The 26130-nt window shown below is 45.8% G+C and carries 22 protein-coding genes and 1 riboswitch; of the genes, 6 read left to right on the top strand and 16 right to left on the bottom strand.

Annotation, left to right across the window (positions count from 1 at the left end; translation table 11 throughout):
- Positions 1-7: 7 nt before the first annotated feature.
- Positions 8-322 carry a DMT family transporter gene (locus tag QNH28_RS07305; protein ID WP_042125359.1) on the bottom strand — a complete coding sequence of 105 codons (315 nt, stop codon included), beginning with the start codon at positions 320-322 and terminating at the stop codon, positions 8-10.
- Positions 323-667, bottom strand: coding sequence for a DMT family transporter (locus tag QNH28_RS07300; RefSeq protein ID WP_283910792.1), 345 nt, complete (start codon positions 665-667; stop codon positions 323-325).
- A gap of 86 nt (positions 668-753) precedes the next feature.
- A riboswitch (guanidine-I (ykkC/yxkD leader) is annotated at positions 754-862 on the bottom strand.
- A gap of 161 nt (positions 863-1023) precedes the next feature.
- On the opposite strand from QNH28_RS07300, the gene QNH28_RS07295 reads away from it, so the two are divergent.
- Positions 1024-1350: a hypothetical protein gene (locus QNH28_RS07295; RefSeq protein WP_283910791.1), complete on the top strand. Its 327-nt coding sequence runs from the start codon at positions 1024-1026 to the stop codon at positions 1348-1350.
- A 59-nt stretch (positions 1351-1409) separates the two neighbouring features.
- Here the strand turns inward: QNH28_RS07295 and QNH28_RS07290 are convergent, their stop codons facing one another.
- The 7 genes from QNH28_RS07290 to QNH28_RS07260 all read right to left on the bottom strand — a co-directional run bounded on the left by QNH28_RS07290 (position 1410) and on the right by QNH28_RS07260 (position 7252).
- Positions 1410-1826 (bottom strand): HIT family protein, encoded by a 417-nt coding sequence (locus QNH28_RS07290; RefSeq protein WP_283910790.1) that lies wholly within the window; start codon positions 1824-1826, stop codon positions 1410-1412.
- Positions 1827-1864: 38 nt separating this feature from the next.
- Positions 1865-4696 (bottom strand): glycoside hydrolase family 3 protein, encoded by a 2832-nt coding sequence (locus QNH28_RS07285; RefSeq protein ID WP_283910789.1) that lies wholly within the window; start codon positions 4694-4696, stop codon positions 1865-1867.
- Positions 4697-4827: 131 nt separating this feature from the next.
- Positions 4828-5145 (bottom strand): hypothetical protein, encoded by a 318-nt coding sequence (locus tag QNH28_RS07280; RefSeq protein ID WP_283910788.1) that lies wholly within the window; start codon positions 5143-5145, stop codon positions 4828-4830.
- Between the two features lie 65 nt (positions 5146-5210).
- The gene (locus QNH28_RS07275; RefSeq protein ID WP_283910787.1) at positions 5211-5888 is read right to left on the bottom strand and encodes a hypothetical protein; all 678 of its coding nucleotides are present in this window, start codon (positions 5886-5888) and stop codon (positions 5211-5213) included.
- 257 nt (positions 5889-6145) lie between these two features.
- Positions 6146-6490, bottom strand: coding sequence for a rhodanese-like domain-containing protein (locus QNH28_RS07270; RefSeq protein ID WP_283910786.1), 345 nt, complete (start codon positions 6488-6490; stop codon positions 6146-6148).
- Between the two features lie 17 nt (positions 6491-6507).
- Positions 6508-6921 carry a rhodanese-like domain-containing protein gene (locus tag QNH28_RS07265; protein ID WP_283910785.1) on the bottom strand — a complete coding sequence of 138 codons (414 nt, stop codon included), beginning with the start codon at positions 6919-6921 and terminating at the stop codon, positions 6508-6510.
- A gap of 10 nt (positions 6922-6931) precedes the next feature.
- Positions 6932-7252 carry a rhodanese-like domain-containing protein gene (locus QNH28_RS07260; RefSeq protein WP_283910784.1) on the bottom strand — a complete coding sequence of 107 codons (321 nt, stop codon included), beginning with the start codon at positions 7250-7252 and terminating at the stop codon, positions 6932-6934.
- 102 nt (positions 7253-7354) lie between these two features.
- Between QNH28_RS07260 and QNH28_RS07255 the strand changes: the two genes are divergently transcribed.
- Positions 7355-7639 carry an ArsR/SmtB family transcription factor gene (locus tag QNH28_RS07255; protein ID WP_036675735.1) on the top strand — a complete coding sequence of 95 codons (285 nt, stop codon included), beginning with the start codon at positions 7355-7357 and terminating at the stop codon, positions 7637-7639.
- A 6-nt stretch (positions 7640-7645) separates the two neighbouring features.
- Positions 7646-10225, top strand: coding sequence for an FAD-dependent oxidoreductase (locus QNH28_RS07250; protein WP_283910783.1), 2580 nt, complete (start codon positions 7646-7648; stop codon positions 10223-10225).
- A 153-nt stretch (positions 10226-10378) separates the two neighbouring features.
- Here QNH28_RS07250 and QNH28_RS07245 read toward each other — a convergent pair whose 3' ends face one another.
- From QNH28_RS07245 to QNH28_RS07230, 4 genes are all read right to left on the bottom strand, one after another.
- Positions 10379-12163 carry an RCC1 domain-containing protein gene (locus QNH28_RS07245; RefSeq protein WP_283910782.1) on the bottom strand — a complete coding sequence of 595 codons (1785 nt, stop codon included), beginning with the start codon at positions 12161-12163 and terminating at the stop codon, positions 10379-10381.
- Positions 12164-12261: 98 nt separating this feature from the next.
- Positions 12262-14832, bottom strand: coding sequence for an exosporium glycoprotein BclB-related protein (locus QNH28_RS07240; RefSeq protein WP_283910781.1), 2571 nt, complete (start codon positions 14830-14832; stop codon positions 12262-12264).
- A gap of 20 nt (positions 14833-14852) precedes the next feature.
- Positions 14853-16670 (bottom strand): glycosyltransferase, encoded by a 1818-nt coding sequence (locus QNH28_RS07235; protein ID WP_283910780.1) that lies wholly within the window; start codon positions 16668-16670, stop codon positions 14853-14855.
- 580 nt (positions 16671-17250) lie between these two features.
- Positions 17251-19515, bottom strand: a complete 2265-nt coding sequence (locus QNH28_RS07230) for a beta-glucosidase family protein (RefSeq protein ID WP_283910779.1) — start codon at positions 19513-19515, stop codon at positions 17251-17253.
- A gap of 111 nt (positions 19516-19626) precedes the next feature.
- On the opposite strand from QNH28_RS07230, the gene QNH28_RS07225 reads away from it, so the two are divergent.
- Complete coding sequence (locus QNH28_RS07225; protein ID WP_283910778.1) at positions 19627-20904, top strand: helix-turn-helix domain-containing protein; 1278 nt, start codon at positions 19627-19629, stop codon at positions 20902-20904.
- A gap of 34 nt (positions 20905-20938) precedes the next feature.
- On the opposite strand, the gene QNH28_RS07220 is transcribed toward QNH28_RS07225, so the two are convergent.
- The 3 genes from QNH28_RS07220 to QNH28_RS07210 all read right to left on the bottom strand — a co-directional run bounded on the left by QNH28_RS07220 (position 20939) and on the right by QNH28_RS07210 (position 23122).
- Complete coding sequence (locus QNH28_RS07220; protein WP_283910777.1) at positions 20939-21469, bottom strand: serine hydrolase domain-containing protein; 531 nt, start codon at positions 21467-21469, stop codon at positions 20939-20941.
- Positions 21432-22100 (bottom strand): serine hydrolase domain-containing protein, encoded by a 669-nt coding sequence (locus QNH28_RS07215; protein WP_283910776.1) that lies wholly within the window; start codon positions 22098-22100, stop codon positions 21432-21434. Before QNH28_RS07215 ends, QNH28_RS07220 begins: the two co-directional genes overlap by 38 nt.
- A 188-nt stretch (positions 22101-22288) precedes the next feature.
- The gene (locus tag QNH28_RS07210; RefSeq protein ID WP_283910775.1) at positions 22289-23122 is read right to left on the bottom strand and encodes a metallophosphoesterase family protein; all 834 of its coding nucleotides are present in this window, start codon (positions 23120-23122) and stop codon (positions 22289-22291) included.
- A gap of 227 nt (positions 23123-23349) precedes the next feature.
- On the opposite strand from QNH28_RS07210, the gene QNH28_RS07205 reads away from it, so the two are divergent.
- The gene (locus tag QNH28_RS07205; protein WP_283910774.1) at positions 23350-25002 is read left to right on the top strand and encodes a helix-turn-helix domain-containing protein; all 1653 of its coding nucleotides are present in this window, start codon (positions 23350-23352) and stop codon (positions 25000-25002) included.
- A gap of 176 nt (positions 25003-25178) precedes the next feature.
- Positions 25179-26126 carry an iron-hydroxamate ABC transporter substrate-binding protein gene (locus QNH28_RS07200; RefSeq protein WP_283910773.1) on the top strand — a complete coding sequence of 316 codons (948 nt, stop codon included), beginning with the start codon at positions 25179-25181 and terminating at the stop codon, positions 26124-26126.
- Positions 26127-26130 lie beyond the last annotated feature (4 nt).

Below are 26130 nucleotides of genomic sequence, written 5' to 3'. Positions count from 1 at the left end.
TACCAAACTAAGCTATCAGTTTTAGTCCCACAGCGGCCCCCAGAATCATAATAATACAGACGATCCGGCGCCAGTCTTTGGCCTCTCCATACAATATCATCCCCAGAATCGCTCCGCCGGATGCACCGATCCCCGTCCATACCGCATAAGCTGTTCCCATCGGCAGACTCTTCATAGCTAAAGACAGAAACAGAAAGCTTGCTCCGAAACCAAGAAAGAGCAGCGCGAACGACAGGAAATTCCGGTGTTTGTTCAATCTATTAATCATAGCTACTCCAAACATTTCAAATAAACCAGCAACGACCAGAAATACCCATGCCATTTAAGACTCCCCCTTTACTACGGCTTCTTTGGTCACCATTTTCAATCCTATAACGCCTGCCAGCAAAATAACCACTAGAACCAGCTTCATCAACTTGAACGGTTCTCCGAATAAAACCATGTCCGCAACTACTGTACCTGCAGTTCCTAGACCAACAAACACGGAATATACCGTGCCGACCGGCAGTTTGGCACTTGCTGAAATCATCACATAGAAGCTTATTATTATAGCTACCACAGTTATCAGCCACTCCCACATCGAGGAGGCATGTTTTAAACCGATGACCCACATGACCTCGAAAACAGCTGCACCAACTACCTTTAACCACTCTGAATTGTTCTTCATTTCAAGCCCTCCTTCAATTCACTAACTTTATAATTGCCCACGAAACAAACAAATAAGCCCGGAAGGTCATCGTCATTTATGACGACACCTCCCGGGCTTTTATCCCTCCGTGTAAACACGAACGATGCTGTTCGTGCGTTTTCCCTCGGACCAGACCAGCTGTGTACCAGCTGCGGAACCCTAGAAAACAATAACTATTAAGTTACATCGTATGGTAGCAAATCGGGGTGATAAAATCAACCTTTTTAAATAAAAATGAACAATCTCATTTCATTTCTTTAAATCATTTTTTCAATATTATGGTACAATTCAAGGAGATTTAGCCTATAATCAACGACTGGAAGGAGCACTCATAAATGACCTTTTGGATAATATTTATTGTATTTATTATATTAATTACTCGTAAACGTTCGAGCTCAAACGGTAATAGATCAGAAGGTAATAGGCGAAATGACGCTGACAGCGCGTCTTTTATGACTGCTAGCCATCCAGATCTGCTGGATACAAATAACCCGAATCATTCTAATCACCAACATCACAACCACCATAAGCACCACCACGGGGGAGACGACTCCCTTCCCCATTCCGGACATGACAGCGGTCATAACTGGGGTGGGGATAGCGGACATAGTGGCGGTGATTCCGGCGGCGGGGACTCTGGCGGCGGTGGCGGAAGTGATTAGCGGGTATAGCAAAAGGAAAAGAGCATCCCTGATATTGCTTCAGGAATGCCCTTTTTACGTTATTTCCCTTTTAAAACGTCAAGAAATTTCGCTTGCGTTTCACTTAAAAAATTCTCGGCACCGTGCGGGTGTAGTGGTTCACTCCAAGCGAATCCATCGCCTTCGTATCTAGGGATGAGGTGCATATGGTAGTGGGTCAGGTCGTTAAACTTTCCACCATTTTGGCATATGCTTATGCCATCTGGCTCGAACAAAGTTCTCAGAACAACTGATAACCTCTTCGACCCGTCCATTATCGCATAGGAAGTCTCTGAATCGATTTCTTCGAGATCTAGGTAATGCTTTTTTGGAAGGATCAGAATATGCCCTTCGTTAAACGGAGCGATATCTAGCACACAAGTAATAAATTCATTCTCATATACTACTTTTACATTAGACTCAATTCCGTTAGCAATCCGACATCCCAAGCACTCCATATTTGCACACTCCATCCCAGAATCAAAGGTCATCTCTATTATTGATTAAATTGAAACGTGCTTAGAAGCACCTCACCGTTAAAGACTACATAAACATCGGTAGTACCAGACTCTAAGGATACTTCACCAGTCAATGTGCTCCACTGTTGCAGAACTCCACCAGAAGGAACGGTCACAGTTCCAACCAGTTTCCCAACCGCGCTTCCAGTTCTAATCTCGATACTGCCACCTTTTGCAGAGGATACCAGAGCTTCAATTGATACTGCTCCATGATCGAACAATACGTCATTAAAAGCAATCCAAGCGCCCTCTTTTACCGGATGAATGGAAGCTCCGCCTGCTTTGCATTCATCCAGATATACGCCTTCGTAGTCATCATAGTTCTCTGCTTTGGTGTTGTTATATAAATTACGGGAAGGAATGATGTCCCCTTTAACCGTTACTATTGAAGATAATTTAATATCAGCAGAAGAACGGCCGATCAGAATCGCGTACTCTCCATTTTCGACGCAATATTGCTCGCGTGTAACATCCCAGAATGCTAGCTCAGTAACTGGTAATGCAAACTCTACTGTATGCGATTGACCTGCAGCGATGCTCGCTTTTTCAAAACCCTTCAATTGTTTAATCGGACGTTTGACCCGGGAATTCAAAGCCTGCACATATAGCTGAACAACCTCGTCCCCATCAACTACTCCAGTATTATCTACTTGAACGGAAATGTTAAGCGTATCCTCTTGTTGCAGATCTTTGGTGCTTAGGCTTAGATCCTTATAAGTCACTTCAGCGTAACTTAGGCCGTGACCAAATGGATACAATGGCTCGCCGTCAAAGTACATATACGTTCTTTTGCCTTTGATAATATCATAATCCATCAGCTCAGGCAGCTGCTCCACAGAACGGAGCCAAGTCATATTCAGCTTGCCGGAAGGGCTGTAATCTCCGAACAACACTTCTGCCACCGCATTGCCAAGCTCTTGTCCACTGTGAGAAGTATACAAAACTGCCGGGATATTCTCGTCAATCCAAGTGGAAGAAATCGGGTAACTACCGACAATAACTACCACTGTATTCGGATTCGCTTCATAGACTGCTTTGACCAGACGCTCCTGCTCCTCTGGAAGCACAATATCAGGTCTGTCGATTTCTTCTTTTCCGTTAAGGAGTGGATGGTTACCGACAAAAACCACTGCCACTTCAGCAGCTTTGGCGGCTTCAACCGCAGCTTCTAGTCCGTTTGTAACGATGTTCTTTTTGAAAAGACGAGTGTCCGCACTTGCGTCCTGATTAGCAACCTGCAGCGTGCCATCCTCCGAATTAACGGAGATTAATTTGTCATTCCAGGTCCGTAAAGATACCGTACCCTCGGTTTCAGGCACGATGTTAATAGACTCTTTTACAAACCAGCCGTAGATTTCGTCCGAAGATGCTGTGAGTGTCTCCGCTTCGCTTAAAGTTACATATTGTGCACGACTTGTCGCCTTCAGAGTATTGCTAGTCCAGCCCCATGCCGTATGTTGGAACAATTCTCCGTGCTCTGCCGTGTCATGCTGTACAGCCAACCTTCCGTCCTCACCCGTAATTCCAATGGCTTGGCCGTTTGCGGCTGAGGTAAGAATAATTTGATCTGCGCCACTCTCAAAAGTAACTTGTTTACCAGGCAGCTTCTTACTAACACCCTGAAGTGGAGTCACTCCATATGGTAATGTGCCAGAATACCAATCTCTGAAAGCTTCATCGCCAAGCGGACCAATAATCGCCACTTTGTTTAATTTAGTCTTGCTGAGTGGCAATGTGGCTTGTTCATTCTTCAGCAGTACAATGGATTGTTTGGCAGCTTCTAAGGAAAGTGCGGCATGTTTTTTGCTAAGAATCACGGAATCGTCGATTGCTGCATATGGATTTCCTTCAGCAGGGTCAAACTCTCCCAGACGGAAACGAACTCTAAAGGTGTTAGTTAGTGCACGATCCAAATCTTCCTCTGCCAGCAGACCTTGATCTAGTGCCTCATGAAGAACCTTGATCGTCTCCTCGGTTTCTTCTGTTACGCTATCAATTCCGTTTTTGATAGATTCCGCCATCGACTGTGCAAAAGACTCATAATACTTATGATCCTTCACAATACCGAATAAATCACCGGCATCACTTACGATAAAACCGTCCATGTCCCATTCACCTTTGACAACATCCATCACTGCTGGATGAAGAATAACCGGTACACCATTCACCGAGTTATAGGCGGTCATCATGGACTGTGCGCCACCTTCTTGAAAAGCAGGCTTGAACGCTTCCAGATAATACTCGCGCATATTTCTTGGATCGATGCTGGCAGAACAATTTCCGCGTTCGATCTCGTTGTTATTGCCTAGGAAGTGTTTAAGCGTTGCGACCGCTTTCAAATAGACAGGGTGATCGCCTTGGATTCCTTGCACAAGTGATGTACTGAGTTGTCCGGTTAATTCCGGATCTTCACCATAGGCTTCTTCCGTTCTGCCCCACCGTGGGTCACGCTCCATATCCACCGTTGGTGCCCATAACGTCAGCCCGTTCACCGTTGGGTTCTTTTTGTAGAATGCTCTTGCTTCATCTCCGATAGCCGAACCGATTTCCTTCATTAACTCTGGATTCCAGGTACAAGCTAGTCCACTTGGCTGAGGGAAAGAGGTTGCTTTTCCAAGCCAGGAAATTCCGTGCGCCGCTTCTGTACCGTGCTTATAGGCTCCAACACCCAAACGCTCTATGGCAGCTTGATACTGGGGGATCAGACTTACTTTTTCATCAAGCGTTAATCTGGAGATCAGATCCTGCACTCGGTCATTTAGGGTTAAATCAATCTGTTGAAATGGATATTTAGATGTCACTGTTTCCATCAAAATCGCTCCTTCGATTCAAGTTGATAGCGGTTTCATATGTCGTCGAGGTAGTTGACTGTGTTTAAACACAAATCTGGTCTATCACCATAATCATAGAAGATTAAACCAATAAGTAACACCTTAACAATCTAAGTGAAAATCAGGTCATAATTAGAGATTTTTGGGGTGCTTCGCTCGTCTCCCTTGGTGAAGTGAGAGGCGGATGATAACGGGGCGAGGTAGATTGGAAGGGGCTTATCTGGGGTATTTTTGCCTTTCTTTCGCCCAAATTCAGCCTTTTGAGCGATATCCAAGGCATTTTTGCCTTTCTTTCGTCCAAATTCAGCCTTTTGAGCGATATCCAAGGCATTTTTGCCTTTCTTTCGTCCAGTTCCAGCCTTTTGGACGATATCCAAGGCATTTTTACCTTTCTTTCGCTCAATTCCAGCCTTTTGGGCGGTATCCAAGGCATTTTTGCCTTTCTTTCGCTCAATTCCAGCCTTTTGGGCGGTATCTAGGGCATTTTTTTATCTCACCATAGCTGAAAATCCTTGAAAGAATGGATATATTCATATCTACAAACTATGCCACTCTCCTCCGAAATTATAGGACTAAACCTTCCTTTTTCGCAAAGTGCACTCAACCCTTTTTTAGCCGTACGGGGGTGGATTCCAAGCTCCCTCACCAAATCAACTGGCCGAATGCACCCATTCGTGCGAACCGCAATCCGCAAAATATCACGCTCCAGTCGACTAAACTCCCACTGATCTTCCATCCTCAATGCGAGGTACGGCATAAGCAATGGTCTTAGCAAAGTAATCGTAAGCTCAGGACTCGCTTCTAGGTCATCATAAGGAATCGCCACCACCCGATAACCCGCGATTTGCAGATAAGTCTCTCGATTTAGTTCTTGCCTGTAGCGCGTTCGGTCTGTATTTTGCACATGTGGGCCATAGCCCTTTACTTCAAACGCAAACTTAACCTGACCAGGCTTCCACACAAAATCAACAAAGTAGGGCTTGCTACGCCAATCCAACACTTCATATTCAGGATGAAGATCATTGAAATGCCCCAGCATAGGCCACCATACCTTCTCCAAAAACATCCGCTCACCATGACCATGGCCACGCTCCAATCTCCCCCGCCGTTCTCCCGTTCTTCTACTAATATGATCCTCTACCCACTTACGATGCTCCTCCGTAAATCCCATACGTCACCCTCCTTCTTGGCATAAAAAAATCCCGCACCCAATATGGGTACGGGACGTGCTTCGTCCTATTACACAAAAGTATAGTATTCGTCTTCTAATGCTGTCAATTACACTCTACAGCTAATGCTAGATCCAGCAAAATTTAACTATCCATCAAAAAGCTAATTGGTTTAAGTACGTTGCGTTAAAGTAAGGTCAGTTTAAATTAGCTCTGTTAGAGTTATTTAAGTATAGTTAGTTCAGAAAAATCAGTTCAGTTACCGCCGACCCAACTTCCCATCCCAGCTACTTACCCCGCCCTGCAAATGTGCAAGCCGAGTATACCCATGCTTACTCAGCATCCGCGCTGCACTTTTGCTTCGCATACCGCTGCGGCAGTAAAGCAACACATCCCGATCCTTAGGGATCTCACCGAGCCGCTTTTCCAACTGAGACAGCGGGATGTTTTTCGCCCCCGGAATAAATCCACTCTTGTATTCATCCGGTTCGCGGACATCGATCAGCAGCTTATTTTTAGATTGCTCCATTTCGCTACGAAACTCTGCCACCTTCAATGTTCTTACACTTACACTTGCGCTTTTCCCAAATCCAAGACGGGACATCCATGAGCTTAAATCCATTATCCTTCACAACAACCTTTCACCGAAATGTCGGAGAGCGTTCTTTTATTCCCTAACAAATCACCATTTACCGCATATAACTTTCGAAAGCCCTGCTTATAAAGAATTCTCGCAGCTTTGTTTCTTTTATAGTAACTATCAGCAAGAATTAGAACCGAATCGTCAGGAGATAGACAGTGCTGCCAGACATAGGCTAACCGCCCGATCGATATATTTATCGAGCCACGGATATTTTCCTTCTCATAATCTACAGCATCCCTCACATCGAGCATTTTCATATCCAATGTTTGATCTGCTAATTCGCGAACGTCGCGGGCTTCTACATAGGAGAGAGAACGGACTGGCCAAGCGGAACGTAAGAACCTTACAATACTAAAAGCAATTAATATACTCAGTAGGATCCTAAACACCATGTTCATGCGATTACCCCCGTACCAAAAAATCATCCGTCCAAGCACTTAATCCACCCATCATATTGACAACGTTATAACCCTTTTCGCTCAGCAGCTCACACGCCAGTCCACTTCGACCACCACTTAGACACATCACAATCATCTCTTCATTAGGATCTAGTTCATCTATACGCATTAACAGCTGCCCAAGCGGAATATGCTTCGCGCCGATCACATGCCCCTCTATCCATTCGGCGGGTTCACGTACATCCAGTAGCGCAGGAGCCTCTCCATTCTTTAGAAGTTCCGCCACTTGCTGCGGGGTAATTTCCTTTGAAATTTTAAAAGACATCGAGCATCTCTCCTTCTCTTTTTTTAAAAATAACTTGATTTTAATATCACTATATCATAATATTACGATATAAGGATATTGTAAAGCGAGGAGTTCATAACCATGGACAAAAATTTTAAAGCCTATAACCAAACCGCCGAAACCTTAAAGGCTATCGCTCATCCCGTTCGCTTGTGCATCATTAAAGGCCTGCTTGAAAAAGGCAGCTGCAACGTTAGCTTCATGCAGGACTGTCTAGACCTTCCACAATCTACGGTATCCCAGCATTTGCAGAAGCTTAGATCCTTAGGCATTGTCGAAACCGAACGTAATGGACTGGAAATTAACTATTCTGTTAAAGACGAGAAAATCAAACATCTAATTCAGCTATTTTTAGGGGAGGAATAAGTCATCATGAGTAAAAAAGTACTGATTGTTGGTGGAGTTGCAGGAGGCGCATCAGCGGCCGCCAGGCTTCGGAGATTAGATGAAGAGGCTCATATCGTCATGTTTGAGCGTGATCCGTACATTTCTTTTGCCAATTGCGGACTGCCTTATTATATCGGTGGGTCCATTCAGGACCGCTCCAAGCTGCTGGTTCAGACACCAGAGGCGATGCATAAACGTTTTAACATCGATGTTCGGATCCAAAGCGAAGTGGTGTCTATCGACCCTGTGAACAAGAAAGTGCACGTACAAAGCAAGGAAAACGGCTCCTATGAAGAGAGCTATGATGCGCTTATTTTATCGCCCGGTGCTAAACCGATTCGTCCGAATCTACCTGGTATCGAGAGTTCCAAAATTCACATGCTGCGCAACATTCCCGACACTGACAAAGTCAAAACCAAAGTCGCAGCCGAAGGCACTCGTTCCGCCGTTGTGATCGGTGGTGGATTTATCGGTGTTGAGATGGCTGAGAACCTCAGAGAAGCTGGTCTGGAAGTATCCTTGATCGAGGCGGGCCCACAAATCTTAGCTCCATTCGATACCGAAATGTCTTCTATTTTGGCAAAAGAGCTCGACGAGCATGGCGTTAATCTTATTTTTTCGGATATGGTCCAAGGGTTTGCAGAAGTAGGTGAACAAATAGAGGTTCAATTGGCAAGTGGCACTGTGCTGCAAAGTGATATGGTTCTGCTGGCTATCGGCGTTTCGCCGGATACCTCTTTCCTGAAGGATAGTGGTTTAGAGTTCGGTCCACGCGGCCATATCTTGGTCAACGAGCGTATGGAGACAAATTTGGATCAGATCTACGCAGTTGGTGACGCGGTCGAGGTGGTTGATTTCGTAAACGGAACTAAAACCGCCATTCCACTAGCAGGCCCTGCCAATAAGCAAGGACGGATTGCAGCGGACAATGTTAGCGGTCTAGGTACGACTTACAAAGGCTCCCAAGGAACTTCTATCATTAAAGTATTTGGTGTGACAGGTGCTTCTACCGGTAATAATGAAAAAACACTTCAGCGTTTGGGCTTACCTTATCACGTGATTTACGTACATCCAAGCTCTCATGCAACTTATTATCCGGGGGCAACTCCGATATCTATAAAGCTGATTTTTGATCCAAAAGGTACAGTACTCGGCGCACAAGCTGTGGGTTACAGTGGAGTAGATAAACGTATCGACGATATCGCTACAGTGATTCGCTTTAGAGGTACGGTCACTGATTTAACTGAGTTGGAGCTTTCTTATGCCCCTCCATACTCTTCTGCTAAAGATCCGGTGAATATGGCTGGCTTTGCCGCTGAGAATATTTTGAAAGGTATGACCACAGTATTCGTTCCTAAGGATTTAGAAGGTCGGGACAAAAACAACACCATTTTAGTTGACGTACGTTCGGAAATCGAGCATGCCAACGGTCATATTGAAGGCTCCATTAACATCCCTGTGGATGATCTGCGTGGTCGTCTAGCCGAGCTTGACCCTAATAAAGAAATATGGGTGTATTGCCAAGTTGGACTTAGAGGCTACACGGCTTCTCGGATTTTGCAGCAAAAAGGTTTCCGTGTGAAGAATCTGACCGGAGGCTATAAGACGTATCAACTGAGCAAATATTCGCCTAAAAAAAAAGATAGCCTGACGCCAAACGCAGGCATTTCAGCAGTCCGTAAAGAAATCGCAGCAACGGGAGCACCGGCGGGGACTGACACTAGCACTGGGAGTGGGACTGCTACAGCCAATACCAATACTACAGCTTTAGCAGCCAACACCAGCGCATCTATATCCACCCCTGCCGAACAAGAATTGAATCTAACACCTGATTCCGTGCTTGATGCTTGCGGACTATGCTGCCCTGGGCCGCTGATCCAAGTCAAGATGAGCATGGACCCGCTCTTGGACGGGCAAGTCTTGAAGGTAACGGCTTCCGATCCGGGATTCTATGAAGATATTAAGGCATGGGCTCGCATGTCGAAGCACACGCTTTTGCAATTAACGAAGCTGCCTACTGGCATGATTGAAGCTTATCTGCGCAAAGGCATTACCGCGGAATCCGAACCAGCAGGAGCACAACCCGTCCAAACTAATAATGCAAGTACGATGGTGGTATTCAGCGGTGATCTGGATAAAGCGATCGCTTCTTTCATCATTGCCAACGGAGCAGCCTCCAGCGGCAAAAAAGTGACGATGTTCTTTACCTTCTGGGGTCTCAATATTATCCGCAAGGATGAAAAAGTGGCTGTGAACAAAAATTTCATCGGCAAAATGTTCGGAGCGATGATGCCCCGCGGCAGTCGGAAGCTAACGCTTTCGAATATGAACATGATGGGCATGGGCTCCAAAATGATCCGCTCTGTAATGAAGAACAATAATGTTTCTTCTTTGGAAGAATTGATTCAGATGGCTGTCGACCAAGGTGTCGAGATCGTTGCCTGCCAAATGTCTATGGATCTTATGGGCATTACCCGTGAAGAACTGATCGACGGTGTTGGAATCGGCGGCGTAGGATATTACCTCGGTCAAGCCGATCAATCTAGTCATAATCTATTTATCTAAATACCTTAACACTGCAAAGAGACTCCTCTATTTATATAGAAGAGTCTCTTTTTTTAGCCAAATGCAGAGGCATTTGGGCCAATCTCCTTTGACTCACATACAAAAACAGGGAATTCACAGCCGCTTAGGCATACAATTCCCTATTCTTCAAATTTAATTAGTTTCTTCTACAAGTGAAATTGCAACCGGATCTATGATATTAGTAAAAGTGCCATCGCCAAGCTGGGCTAACCCATTATATCCCCAAGTCAGCAAGGCTCCCTCCTCGCTAACCGCACCGCTGCTCATATAACCTGCACTAATAATGACGATGCGACTGCCAAGATTGAGCTTAGACGCGATGGAACGCTCCGACTCAGCTCCACCACCAAGCTGTCCCTCGTTGTTCGCTCCCCATATCCATACGGTTCCGTCGCTCTTCAGCGCTATGCTATGCAAGGCGCCAGCGGATACGCTGATCACTGAACCAAGATCCACCGCTTGAACGGGTGTATAATGATCTTCGGTAGTCCCATCACCCAAAACCCCCTTGACGTTCGTTCCCCAGCTCCACACGGTTCCGTTCTTTTTCACTGCCATGCTGTGATAGAAGCCAGCTGATACGGACGCAACGCCGCTTAATTCAGCAACCTGCATGGGAGTCGCGTGGTCGGTCTTTGTGTTATCACCGAGCTGACCATACGCATTGAACCCCCAGGCGTAAACCTGACCATCGCGGCTAACTGCTAGATTATGAAAGGCTCCGGCCGAGATCGATACGATAGACTCCAAGCCTGCAACCTGCACCGGTAATGCGCTATCCTCGGTGGTCCCATCTCCAAGCTGCCCATATGCGTTAAGTCCCCACGCCCACACCGTTCCATCGGACAATAACGCCAACGAATGCTGCTCACCCGCTTGAACCGCTACGACACGCGCCAATCCAGGCACTTGCTGCGGCACAAGCTGGGACTCCAACGTACCATTACCCAGTTGGCCCACACTATTGCCTCCCCATGTCCAAACCGTTCCGTCCGTCGCGAGTGCGATAGAATGGTCTTGTCCAACGGATGCGGCGCTTATCTCCGGCAAACCAACGATCCGCACAGGCTTATTACGAGCAATGGTCGTGCTATCACCCAGCTGGCCTTTCCTATTATTGCCCCAAGCCCATACGGTACCCTCCGGCTGTACAGTCAATGTATGGAAGGAATTCCCGTTGCCCATGCTCATAATCGGGCCAACATCACTTACATCATCAAGTGTACTAACCTTCAACTCGTTGCTAAAAGCCGATTTGTTCCCCGATTCGTCTATAGCTTGTACTAAAAAGATGTACTCCTGTCCAGCCTTTAAGTTGATGGCCGTGTAGACTGTTGTGCTTACTGTGACTTCTGCCAACTGATCGGAGTCCTGATATAGAACATACTCCGCAACTCCGACATTATCCTCGGATGAACTCCATGCCAAGCTAATACTACCCGATGTGCGACCGATAAGACTTAACTCGGGTGTACTCGGCGGTTCTTGATCGGCTAAAGGAAGTTCCTCTTCCTCCGTTGTCGGAGGTTGTGGTTCCGCTGGAAGCGTACTTGCAATTAAAGGGAGGCTTGTTTTGGACATAGGTCCGGATAAATTTATCGCTTGGACCGTAAATGTATAGCTCCGTTCGGAAGCTAATCCCTTCACCGTATACTCCGTTAATCCGCCTGAATCGAAGTTGTAGACCACATCGGCCACGCTAGAATTAGTCTGCTCCACTAGACTTACCTTATAACTCACATCGGAGTCAGAGCTTCCCACTACGGCATCCCAGGTAAGGCCGATGCTTGTGGAGGTTGTGCCGCTAACTGCCAGATTCGCCGGTGCAGCCAGCAGCTTTACCTGTTCGTAAGAACGTCCCTTTGCATACCCCGCAGACGGAAATTGAATGACGAATGGAAATATAAGAACTAACACCAACAGTAAGCTCAATCTTTTTATCGAAACTAGCTTCCTTGCCATATTTAATCACTTCCTATCATACAAAATGGATGGTTCCAACCCCAAATCTTGCATTACTTAATCTCAATTCCGGCGCTCGCATAACCTGTTAGTGTAGTTATCGAGTCTATACCCGAAGTTATCGTAGGGACCACTACTAACATTAAGCGATCGCCAGCCTGAACAGCCGCATTTAACCCTGTAATTGATCCGGTACTAATAGATCCGACAGATATTATTCCTGTCAAACTAGGCGCCAAGGATACTACTGCACCACTAATAGGAGTAAAAATGTTGCTGTTACTATCCGCTTTAAATAATTGTGCTGAAACGTTTAAGGTCGTGCCGATTAAAGACATTGCTGCAGTTGTGCTGAAGGAAGTATAGATTGATGTAATCGTACCATTACGTGGAATGATAAACGCTTGGTTGTATGGATCTTTTGTAGGATCAGATCCATTACTTCTAGTTAAATCTATTTTTCCACCTACTATACTAGCTCCTGAGTATGAACTGCCAAATCCGAGCATCGCCACTCTGTTGGTTAATCCCCCGAGGGCTGTCGTTATGGTAATTGGTGCGCCTGAAGAGAATGGAATTATTGTTGATGCGCCAGATGCCCCGGTTGCTCCAGTTACCCCTTGAACTCCTTGAATTCCTTGTGCGCCCGTAGATCCGCTTGCCCCGGTTACCCCTTGAATTCCTTGGACTCCCTGTGCGCCGGTTGCTCCGGTTTCACCTTTAGAAACAAGTAGGGTATAGTCGTTATTTAAATCAGAGGGTACTCCGGATGGGTTGCTTATCGTAACGATGTATATACTTCCCAAATAAGTAACGACTTGACCTGCATGATAGGAACTCGTTTGATTGAACGGAAGGATTCCATCTAAACCAATTCCGGTTGCGCCGACAGCCCCAGTCGCCCCAACTGCCCCTGTCGCTCCTACTGCTCCTGTCGCTCCAACCGCTCCGGTTGCTCCAACAGCCCCAGTCGCTCCTACTGCTCCAGTCGCTCCGACTGCCCCAGTCGCTCCTACTGCTCCTGTCGCTCCAACTGCCCCAGTCGCTCCAACTGCTCCAGTTGCTCCTACAGCCCCGGTTGCTCCAACAGCCCCAGTCGCTCCAACAGCCCCAGTCGCTCCAACTGCTCCAGCCGCTCCAACTGCTCCAGTTGCTCCGACTGCTCCAGTCGCTCCGACTGCTCCAGTCGCTCCGACTGCTCCTGTCGCTCCGACTGCTCCAGTCGCTCCAACTGCCCCTGTCGCTCCAACTGCTCCTGTCGCTCCAACTGCTCCTGTCGCTCCGACTGCCCCTGTCGCTCCGACTGCTCCTGTCGCTCCTACCGCTCCAGCCGCTCCAACTGCTCCAGTCGCTCCAACTGCTCCAGTTGCTCCGGTTGCTCCTGTCGCTCCGACTGCTCCTGTCGCTCCTACTGCTCCAGTCGCTCCGACTGCTCCAGTCGCCCCAACTGCTCCAGTCGCTCCAACTGCTCCAGTCGCTCCAACTGCTCCAGTCGCTCCAACTGCCCCTGTCGCTCCGACTGCTCCAGTCGCTCCTACTGCTCCAGTCGCTCCTACTGCTCCAGTTGCTCCAACTGCTCCAGTCGCTCCGGTTGCTCCGGTTGCGCCTTGCGGTCCACTTGAACCAGAAGCCCCGTTTTGACCCGCTGGACCGGTTGCACCTGTGTCACCTTTTTCACCTTTCGAACCTGTCTGGCCTACTGCCCCCATTCCCAATACTTCAACGAAGGAAGCCATTCCTCCATTATGAATGAGCGTCACCAAAGACCCCGTAGGGAACACGCCCTTGCCATTGTCTCCGAACAAAACAGAATTGCTATTGATTTCGAATTTCTCCGTCTGACCACTACTGCTTAACACTTCGATCGAGTTTTTCGACATCGAGACGACAGAGCCATGGATAATCCGATCGGATACCGTGCTCGCAAATATTTCCGTCTTAGATAAGATAGCGGCAAACTCGGCGCGAGTAGCCGTCTGCTTAGGCTTGAAAGTATTATTTGGGAAACCAGATATAACATTGCGGTTAACTGCGGCATTAATGTAGCCTGCTGCCCAGTCCGACGCGTCTGACGCATCCAAAAAACCAATGTTGCTATCCTTAAACTTGATAGCCTCGGATTCCTTGCCTGCCGCACGAATAATTAGACGTGTTATCCACTCTCGACTTGCTTGCTCTTTTCCCCAGATGACGGTGTTGGGTCTCACTTCCTCGCTTGGAATCACGAGGCCGATGTCAATGGCTTGCTGTATCCATACAGTAGCCCATGAATCCACGGTGAAGGGCAAGCTTCCGCCATTTACCTTAGGCTGCTCATATCCCATGAACCTGAGCACCATAACAACCGCTTCCTGCTTCGTAACTGGACGGTTCGGGCTGAAGTTGCCGGAACCATCTCCTTCAATTACCCCAAGCGCGGAGGCTTTGGTAATATACTGGTACGCCCATGAGGTAGTATTAACATCGCTATAAGCTGCTGCACTAGCCCGGGGTAGAATACCGCTATAAGCAGGACTCAATGGCGCAATCAATTGACTCATTAGAATAAACGCCATTGAGCTCTTGTAAGCTAACTGCTTGCCACTCTTCTTACTACTTGCCTTCGTCCTCTTCAATCTTGCCATTACCTAAATCCCCCTCAAGTTTATAAAGTTATGTATTGCTTCAAATAATCGCGATTTGCCATAACGCTCGGATACTCCGGAACATAGCCCCCAGCTATCTCATTGTGATAGTGAGCTTGTTCGTATTGTCCTAAGCGATCGTAACAAACGCATAATTGTAAATGCGGCAGCCACGTCCATGACGGAACTTCTACTCTAGCGTTAGGTTCAGTCGGCTTAGGTACTTCCGTGGCGAGCTTATACCAAAAAGCAGCATTCTCGAACCGTTGTTCGATCAGCTCATAAGACCCTAATTGGCAACAGGCTTCTGCCCGGGGAGGCAACAATGCAAAGGCTTGAAGTACTTTAAGCTTGGCTTCTTGAAACCGACCTAATTGTGACAACGCATCTGCGGCACGCCGGCTAGCGAACAGCTTGTCCTCCATCCAGCCATTCGGCATTGCGATGAAGGCATCGTATTGCTCTATCGCTCGCTGCCATTGGCCGTGGTCGTATAACTCGTTAGCATAGTAAAATATATCCCGCGGAGTGAAGCTCGTCTGCGCTTCCAGCATCCCCTCATAAATGAGAAGATTACGCGAAGATTGCGTATGCTTCCGATCATGCGTTATGCCTAACTCGGCATAGAACACATTGCCTGTGACCTCCAGGTACTCATGAACAATTCCAATCCAACGGAAGCCACAACTTCTTCTAACCAGACGATTCCGCCTCAAGCTCGAAGTTACGTTTCCGTCCTTATCATGTTCGAGATAATAATGCATCGATACGGCATCGATATCCCAGGGTAATCCGGATACAATGGACCGAAGAGCCTCTGCATCCTCTGACTGTAGATAATCGTCCGCATCCAGCCACAGGAGATACTCTTGAGTGGCGAGACTGAAGGCATAATTCCTTGCCTTGGAGAAATCGTTCACCCACTCGAAATCATAAACCTGAGCTCCATAAGAAGCCGCAAGCGCTTTCGTTCCATCACTCGAACCCGTATCGACAATAATAATCTCATCGACTAGCTCCCGCACGCTGGATAAACAACGTCCTAAGGTGTGTTCTTCATTCTTCACGATCATGCATAGGCTAACCGTGATCTTCCGTGTGCCGCTATGCAAGGACGAAGTTAAATCGAATCCCCACTTGCTTATGGCCTTAGCACGATTCAAAATTAATCGGTTATTGTACCAATCGGAATCATTGGGATTTACTGAAGGAGGCTCCTTTCGGAAAACTACGCATCCTTCGGCTATGTAAATATCCAGATTCATAGATAACGCGCGGTAACACAGATCGTCATCCTCATAGGATTCGACCTCAAACCTCTCATCGAAGGACCCGATCTGCTCAAAATACTGACGCGGCATCATCATTAGCAAACTGACAAGCCTAGGAACCCGGGTCCAAGACATCGTTTTCCCGATGGCAAGCATCGATGCCGACTGATAGAGTTGCTCCATGTTCTGATAAACAATCGGAATCCTTTGGCCGCCACTAACGTCATTCATCCTCGGACCCACGATCGCAGCATTCGGGTGATGGTCCAGACAGCCAGACAACTGCTCTAGCCATCCCTCATTTACCATGATCTGATCGCGGATAAATACAAGACGATCACCCGAAGATGACACCGCGCCCAGATTAAATGCAGCTGCAACCCCTATGCCCCTGCTATGAATGACATGAACGCCGTATTCATATGCAAGAAAATTCGACACTTCAGCAGATTTGTTATCCGAGACAACAATCAGTTCATAGGACATAGACGTATATTGCTTAATTCGATCCAGACATTGTAAGGTTAAGTTAAAGTGCTGAGCCAACAATATAATGCTAATTTTCATTCGCTTTGTACCATCCATTATTATTTAGTTGTAGATCGCTTCCAGATATGGTTAACTACTGATGCCATGCCAATATCGACGCTTATTTCCTCCTACATTCGACAATTTACCTAAATCTACCATTCCATCCGTGGTGCAATCAAGACAACTAAAGTTGCTATTTACAACTCAGCCATACATCAAGAAAATTATCGATTATCTCATCTTTTTCATACCACTACCAGCATCTTGCACATGTCATTCCAACAATATATATAAAAATAGAGCATTTAAATAGTGTACGTTGTCATCACTTTTGTCATATGACAATATGTTATTTAATGGAATTTTTATGATTTAGAGTGAGATGAACGAGAGAATGTAGGATCATTAATCCAATCCTCCGAACACCAAAAAAGCTACCTCTAAGGGTAGCCTTTGTCATAAAATAACGTTATTTGGAGAACGTTGAGGATCACTCCCTCAAATTCCATTTCATATTTGATCTAAACCAACGATTCTTCTAACCCGCTTTTGGAAAGTAACCCCTTCTCGATAACCATGGCTTGAAATATTTTTCGAACTTCTTCGAACTGATCTCCTACTCTACAGCCAAAGCATTAAATTCTTGCAGATCCTTGGCTAAATCTTCTTCCGTGTATTTCCCTTGACCGAACCCAACCAGCGCCCGTAGCGGCATATATTTCATCATCGCCATGAACATCTCCGGATTATCTTCCATCGCACCTTCCATGCCAAAAATACTGCTGAATTTCTTCACTTTATCTGCCGAGCGTGGATTGTCCAGCAAATCACCAACGGTACTGTTGCGATGATAACGTAATGCAAGTGGAGCTGTCGATTCTACTTCAATAGAAGCAGTCAGACGAATATCCCGTGAAGAGGAACCGATAGTAATGTCAAAGACTCCACTTTCCACATGCCAATCACCAATGTTAACGTTGTAATAAGCAAAGGAGCGTTTATCCAGTTCAAAAGAAACCTCTTGCTCTTTCCCAGGCTGAAGCGCTAGCTTCTGGAAGCCCTTAAGCTCCTTAAGCGGACGGATTACGCTGCTCTTCACATCGCTAACATAGAGCTGAACGATTTCTTTTCCTGCGCGAGTACCCGTGTTTTTGATGGTAGCCGTAACCTGTACGTTCTCGGTATCTTTTATGCTGCTCTTTGAGATTCTCAAATTGCTGTATTGAAACGCTGTGTAGCTGAGACCGAAGCCGAAAGGAAACAGCGGTTCAAGCTCTTTTTTATCATAATAACGATAGCCTACAAACAAGCCTTCTCTGTACTCTACCGTATCCCCTTCACCTGGGAAATTAAGAAAGGATGGATTATCACTCAGCTTCATCGGGAAGGTCTCTGCCAGCTTGCCACTTGGACTAACCTCTCCAAACAGTAAATCTGCCACTGCACCGCCAAAAGCCTGACCGCCTAGATAACCTTCAAGAATCCCCTTAGTTTTATGAATCCAAGGCATTTCTATGGGTGAACCATTGCTGAGTACGACAACGATATTACTTTGCACCTCAGCCACTGCATTGATCAGCGCTTTATGGCTCTCTGGAAGCGACAAATGACTGCGATCATAACCTTCTGATTCATAGTTATCCGGAAGTCCAAGGAACAATACGGCTATATCCCCTTTGGCCGCTGTATCCCGTGCCTCTTGTAGCAAAGCTTCATTAATCCCGTCATGATTCAGTTCATATCCTTGTGCATACAATAGCTCGGCAGATCCTGCAAGAGCCTTCATCTCTTCAAAAGCATCATCCAACTTCGTCGGATTCACATGTGAGCTACCCCCGCCCTGATAACGCGGATTCCTAGCAAACTCACCTATAATCGCAATGCTTCCTTCTTTAGATAGCGGTAAAATATGATCCTCATTTCTAAGGAGCACCATGCTCTCCCGCGCCACTTCACGAGCCAGACGGTGATGCTCATCAGCATTAAATGTAGCACTATCTTTACGGTTCTCGACCGCTTTAAAAACAAAGGTAAGCAACCGTTCCACTGCAAGATTTAACGTTTCTTCCGCCAACTCCCCACTTTGCACCGCTGCGACAATCTTGGCATCACCAATTCCTCCGGTTGACGGCATTTCCAGCTCCAGACCTGCTTGCAGTGCCTTCACCCGTTCATTGACCGCACCCCAGTCGGACACGACGAATCCTTCGTAGCCCCATTCTTCTCTAAGAATCTTAGTCAGAAGAAATTCACTTTCGGAAGCATACTCACCGTTCACTCGATTGTAAGAGCACATCACGCTCCATGGTTGACTCTGCTTAACTGCGCCTTCAAAGCTAGCCAAATAGATTTCTCGTAGCGTCCGCTCATCTATCACAGCATCTACGGACATTCTCCGGTGTTCTTGATTATTAGCAGCAAAATGCTTAAGCGAGGTGCCTACGCCTTCACTTTGCACGCCTTTGATATGATTCCCACCCATCTCCGAAGAAAGATAAGGGTCCTCCGAAAAATATTCGAAGTTACGACCGTTCAGCGGGGAGCGCTTAATATTCGTTCCCGGTCCGAGCAGAACAGCGACGTTCTCTGCTTGACACTCTTTTCCGAGCGCTTTACCCACACGCCCGATTAAATCCCGATCCCAGGAAGAAGCCATCCCTGCTGCAGAAGGAAAACAAGTCGCGGGTACACTGTTGTTGAGTCCGAGGTGATCGGCGCTCTCTTTTTGCTTACGTAAACCATGGGGTCCGTCCGTTACCATTAAAGAGGGGATTCCGAGTCGTTCAATGCCCTTTGTATTCCAGAAATCAAGCCCTGAGCAGAGTCCTGCTTTCTCCTCAAGGGTCATTTGTGATATGAGTTCATGAATGTTGGTTTTCATAAAAATACCTCCTCTAAATGTATACTATCCCCATTTTAATCTACATCATGTTAGATTTATGGCATTATCATTGTATTTTTGGTATTCTGGTTGGGCGAGGAGGTTGAAAAAATGGTGAATTATTTGGACAGTCGTGAAGGAGCTCAATATATCTGTAAAGTGTTGTATGAATCGCTGCAAATTCCTGTGTTTCTGCTAGACGCCAATCGGAGAATCGAGCTAGCGTTGCCTTCCTCTTCGGAAAGTGCCCCCTGGGTTCATAACATCAATGATCTCCTTTCAGAAATTGCAGACACTACTAAAAGCGAGAACAACTCTTACTACGATAGCTCAAATGCCACTATACCCATCATTCGCACCACTAATTTCCTAGAGAATTACATCCTTCTTCATCTGCCCTCAGACACCAGTAACGGGGGAAGCATTGTGATTGGTCCTACACTGTATTCTCAACTTTCTGAGGACAATATGACTAGTCTAATGCGCGACCAGGAGGTTCCACTCAGACTTCACGACCAATGGATGAAATACTACCGAAGCTTGACCGTGCTAACTAAAATGAGACTTTACCATACCGCTATGCTGATGTACTCGCTCGTTACCGGAAAGACGTTATCCCTTAGCGAACTGCTACTGGACGCCCGAACTCTTGAACATAAACAGCCTCCCGCAGGCAGTTTGGACTTGGACGTTTCCTACCGACGTGAGAATACATGGCTACACCACGAACCCATGCTGGAAAAATCTTTATTTCACCATATCAAAAATGGAAATAAAGCTGAGCTACTTCGTGTCCAAGCAACCTTTTCTGAAGACAATTACGGAGTACTCTCCAAGAAGAGCCATTTACGCAACAAAAAGAATCTGGCAATCTCCTGTATTACGCTCGCTACACGTGCTGCTATTGATGGAGGGCTGTATTGGGAGATTTCTTATACCCTAAGCGACTTTCATATCCAGCATATCGAAGAACTAAAAGACATTCCCGCTGTAGATCATGCTATTCTTAATGCGCTTTGCGATTTCGCTGACCATGTCAGAGAGAGCCGGATGGCGAAATTTTCGCGCACCGTGGCCCTCTGTCAGAACTATATTTTTAATCACTTATATGAGGAACTCTCCTTAGATAAGCTGGCTGAAGTCGCTGGATTGAACAGAAGCTATCTCTCTCTATTATTTAAGAAGGAAACAGGATTCACGATCAGTGATTTTATTCAATTCGAGCGGATTGTTGAAGCCAAACGATTAATCGAAATACCGGGCATTAGCTTATCTGATATCGCTACGAGGCTACAATTCAACGATCAAAGCTATTTTACCAAAGTGTTTAAGAAATATACCGGCATCACCCCTAAACAATTCAGAAGAAACTGGGAAAGCACGCTTTAAGTATAGATGACACGACAAAAAATCTAAAAGTGGATTAAAGATCAGTGATGGCTGCCAGAACAGTATTGTTGAAGTAATCCACATACATATTTTTAAATGGCTTCTGGTGATCTAGCTCTACAGATAAATGAACCGTAACTGTCTGATAAATCGGATCAACGCATAAGAAAGGACCCGCTGCGCCCCAGTGTGAATAAGCTTCTGGAGAGAACAAATCTCCACCGTCACGCTTCGTACCGTTAATTGCCCATCCGTACCCCCAATACGCTTCTAGAAAAACCTCGTCTCTATATTGTGAGGATACGCCTGGAATTTGATTGCGGGTCATTTCTTTTACGGTTACCGGACTAAGGAATCGTACTCCGTTATATATCCCGCCGTTAAGAAACATCTGGCCAAAGACAGCCAAATCCATAGCCGTAGCGTACGCGCCGCCCCCCGCAGATACGGAATTCAAATTGTACTCGCTGTCTACCCATTCCGCGCACGCTGCCTCTGGTGCTCGTCTAACTACTTGGTCCCGTGCTTCAATCGGCACCCGATAATATGTATTTTTCCATGCCAAGCGGTTGAAAAATAGTTTCCTTTACGAATACATCATAAGCTTGTCCACTAACGCGCCGGATGATTTCACCCAAAAGCTCATAACCATATCCACAATAAGACATGACCGTACCAGGTTCGTTACTAAGTGGTGCATCATAACCGCCATACAAGTACTTATGCTGATCTGGATCTTGATTAGGTTCGTGTGGAGGGTAATCCCCTTGTTCCTGTTTTGCCTGTCCATTCTGCCAAATGACCTCACCCTCCAGGCCCGAGGTATGTGTCAACAAGTGATGTACGCATACCTTTGTTTTCCCTTCACCTATGAATTCGGGGATGTAATCAGAAACAGGTCTGTTTAGACCTACCTTCCCTTGTTCCATTAACATCATAATAGCGGTTGCCGTAAACAGTTTTGTTATGGAGCATATCGGATATATAGCATCTACGGTTAATTCTGCTGCGCCTGGCTCTGGACCGAATTTTCCGTTCGCTTGATGGACCAGCAGCGTCCCTTTTCTCGCAGCAACAATAACTTGTGCCGGAGTGATGTTGTCTTCAACCATTTGCGCGGCTGCTATACGTATACGCTCTACACCGTAAGTCGACACACCCGCCTGTTCTAACGAATTAAAGAATAGTTCTTTCATGGGTAGTCCTCCACAATAATTTATTTAACACATATATAAACTATTATACAAATATGTTAAATAATCCTGCTTGCTTACAAATTTCCTGTGCCTTCATTGTTAATGCGCTATTCTTAATAAAAGAAAAACGCTAATCTCGGTTTTCTCCCGAAAATCAGCGTTTTATTTTAACTGCATCCACTTCTTCACTAAGTGACTGCTACCTTAAAAGCGTCGACATTTAAAGCCGTACCATTGATTGTTAATGTGGCGTTGTAATAACCGCGGTCACCACTCGGCTTACATTTATAATCACCCGAGCATCCGCACACAAAGAATTTGGTATTGGTATATCCGGGATAAATATTGGTAAGCTTCCGGTAAAACAGATGCCCATGATGTGTAAAAATAGCAAGCACTTTATCTCTCACTTTCGTAGGTATGGCCGCAAAAAACTTAGCAGTCTCTGCCGCACTTAATACATGGCTGGGATCGACCGTGATCCCACTTACTTTTAAAGGCCAATGAAAATCAATAATATAGGAATACTTCTCATCTAAATTTTTTAATAAAGTTATACTAGCTGGTGTGAACTTTCCAAGTGCACAATCAAGCCATACATACTTCACTTTGCCCTGTGTCCCCGGGAAATTCATTTGCCCTTCGACTGCTCCTAAATATTTAGTGAATAAGGACCGGGTGCTTGCCTCCCAATTTCCTATAGATGCTTTATAGGGAATACTTCCGAGCGTGCTTGTAACCGTATCCTTGAATTCCTTGTAATAGGCATCCGCATCATTCCCATGATTAGCTCCTGCTTGTGCGTTATCCCCACCGAAAATAACAAACCTCTTATTTCCGCTGCTCACTGCTTTAGGCAAAAGATTTCTAAAAATGCTAGAGCTATTTCCATATCCCACATGGCTATCCCCAATAACTGCAAAGTTAATGATCTGGGCTGTTGCTTTAGGATTCAGATTACGTTTGGGCTTAGGTCTGGAGAGAAGACTTCGTTTCTTAGTGGATGCTATTTGCTTTTTCATCTTAATCACCTCTTTATAATGGATGAAGTATACCTGGTAGTATGTATATTCGATCCAATATGCTTTCTCTTGGACAGACGAATCTTTTAAAAAGAATCTATAGGGCAAATAATTAACAGGCTTATCTAAAAAGGGAAGATGTTATAATTAGTTCCACAGACGTCAATAATACAGTTCAATCCATAGAATTATAGGTTAAAAATATATACAGTAACGGAGGCCTTATTTTGAATAACGTTATCCCGGAATGGGCCGAATCTCATTTTCCTTTATATAGCGCTGGCAGCATTCAATCGATGTATGGGACCTCAAATCTACCAAGAGTTCAGATTCATGAGAATCTAACTGTGCTGCTGGCCGTTGCCGCTGGTAAAGGGAGCCTTGAGGTCAATAATCTAACTTATGAGCTTACGGAAGGAAGTGTAGTCCTTCTCCCCGCTAATACGTATGCCTCTTTAATTACAAATCTCCAGCAGCCGCTTCATGCCTATAAGCTCACCATCTGGATTCAAGAGCAGACACAGGCCACACCTAGTGGTGCGATGATACGAAAAAGCGAGATTGCTTCGAGTTCAAATATGCTGTTGTTTCCTTATGAGCCTGCCATTGTATCGAGTGTCAAGGCGTTGTATCTTCACCGACTGCCAGATCGAGAAACACGCCATGTACAGAATCAAATGCTCTTTCATCAGATTATTCTACAATTGTTAGAACAGCAGGAAGCCAGATATACAGTCCATGAGCAGCCATCGATGGAACGGAGCATTTCTTACCTGGAGAATCACTTTAGCGAAAAAATAACACGTGAGCACTTGGCCGCCATTGCGGGTGTAAGCAGCTCACATTATTCAACGCTGTTCAAGCAGGTGACAGGCTTCAGCCAGAGCGAATATTTGTCCCGGTTACGGGTCCATAGTGCCAAGGAACTCTTGCTTAACGGATCAGGCACGCTTAGAGAAATTGCGCTAAAGGTAGGCTACAAGGACGAATTTTATCTCAGTCGTCGTTTTAAACTGCAGACAGGCGCATCTCCTTCAGGATACAGTCGAAGCTCTTTCCAGCGAGTTGCTGTAATGCTCACCCCATATGCCAGCCATTTACTGTTACTTGGACTAGAACCCGCGGTTACCATCTCTGAAAGTAGTGAATATTTGAATCTTTCGGGTCAGGAGCCACCACAAGCGATGAAGTTTATCAATACCAATAGCTCTGCAGAACAGATCAGATCGCTATTACTCGATGCCAACATTGAACTGATAATTGCGGCCAAAGAACATCTGGAAGAATACGGATTGAGTGCTGCGCAGCTGCGGGCTGTAGCACCTATTATGGAAATCTCTTGGAACGAAATCGGATGGAAAGATCAGCTACGCCTTATCGGCCGAGCCATTCAACGGAGTGATCGGGCGGAGCAGTGGCTAAACGATTTTGAACAAGAAGAGCTAGTAGCCCGTGAAATAGTGCAGCACAGCACAGTCGCTAACGATATCGTCACCATTCTGGTGATCAAGCCTGAGGAGCTACTCGTTTATGGAGCTAGAAATGTAGGTTATGTGATGTACCAATCGCTTGGACTTACAGCTCCGACCTTGATTGACCATGAGATAAAAAGGCTGGGAGATCAGTTCCATTCGATTTCGATTGAGGTTACAGATCTTGCAGATTATGCAGGAGACCGAATTTTAGTCATTGTATTTCCCGATACCAAAGGCTCTACCGCACACACTGAAGCGATCTTCCAATCCCCTTATTGGAGCCAGCTTCCCGCAGTGCAGCAGAAGAAGGTCCATTTACTTGATCTGGATGATTGGGTGCCTTATAATCCGGCTTCGATTCGTTTACAACTAGGACGTGCTGTAGCTTTATTCGGAAGCAAATAATAGTCCAAGTCTTTTTTCCAACAAAAAGGCATGGCTAGGCACATAAGTGATCCCTATAATGATTACAAATGCGAATGATTCTCATAATCACTCTAAGGCATGGACTGAAGATTGATTTACACAGTTAGAATTGTTCAAAGAAACACTGTCATACAAAAAAAGGGGAGAATTATTTAATGAGAAAGATATTTATTCCGTTTGTACTTATTATGGGGATTGCACTCAGTGCTTGTGGGGGAAATCAGGCGAAGAATGATGCTAGTCCTACAAACAGCCCATCTTCGGCTCCTGCTGCGGAGTCAGAAAGTGCGACTTTTACTTATGAATCCGAAAACGGACCCGTTGAGGTTCCAACACATCCTCAGCGTGTGGTTGTACTCACCCGTTTTTTAACAGGGAATGTCATGGCACTGGGTGTACCTGTTGTGGGCGTAGATGAGATGTCCAAAACTAACCCACGCTTTGAAGAACAGCTGAAAGACGTAGAAGCAGTTAGCGATGAAAGTCTGGAGAAAATCATTGAACTGCAACCCGATCTAATTATCGGGCTCTCCGATATTAAGAATATCGATAAATTCAAGCAAATCGCACCAACTGTTACTTATACTTATAATAAAGTGGATTACTTAACCCAACAGCTGGAAGTCGGCAAATTGGTGAACAAAGAAAAAGAAGCCCAAGCTTGGGTTGATGACTTTAGTGCCCGCACCAAAAAAGCTGGTGAAGAAATCAGAGCGAAGATTGGCGATAATGCAACTGTCTCTGTTATTGAGACCTTTAATAAGCAATTGTATGTATACGGGTATAACTTTGGCCGCGGAACTGAGCTCCTCTATGGAGACTTCAAGCTTGGCATGCCAGAAACAGTAAAAGAAAGCACCAAAACGGATGGATTTTTTGCAGTCTCGACGGAAGTGCTGAAGGACTATCTTGGGGATTACGTTATTTTCAGCAAAAACACGGATGAGGACAATTCCTTCCAGAATACAGAAATCTACAAGAGTATCCCTGCTGTCAAAAACAATCACGTGTTCGAGGCTGATGCAAAAGCATTCTACTTTAACGATCCACTCAGCTTAGAGTACCAGTTGGAATTCTTTGAACAACAATTTCTTGGAAAATAAAGAT

It is taken from the genome of Paenibacillus sp. G2S3, assembly GCF_030123105.1.
In the GTDB taxonomy this organism is placed as follows: Bacteria; Bacillota; Bacilli; order Paenibacillales; family Paenibacillaceae; genus Paenibacillus_AQ.
This window is presented reverse-complemented; position numbering and strand designations above follow the sequence as displayed.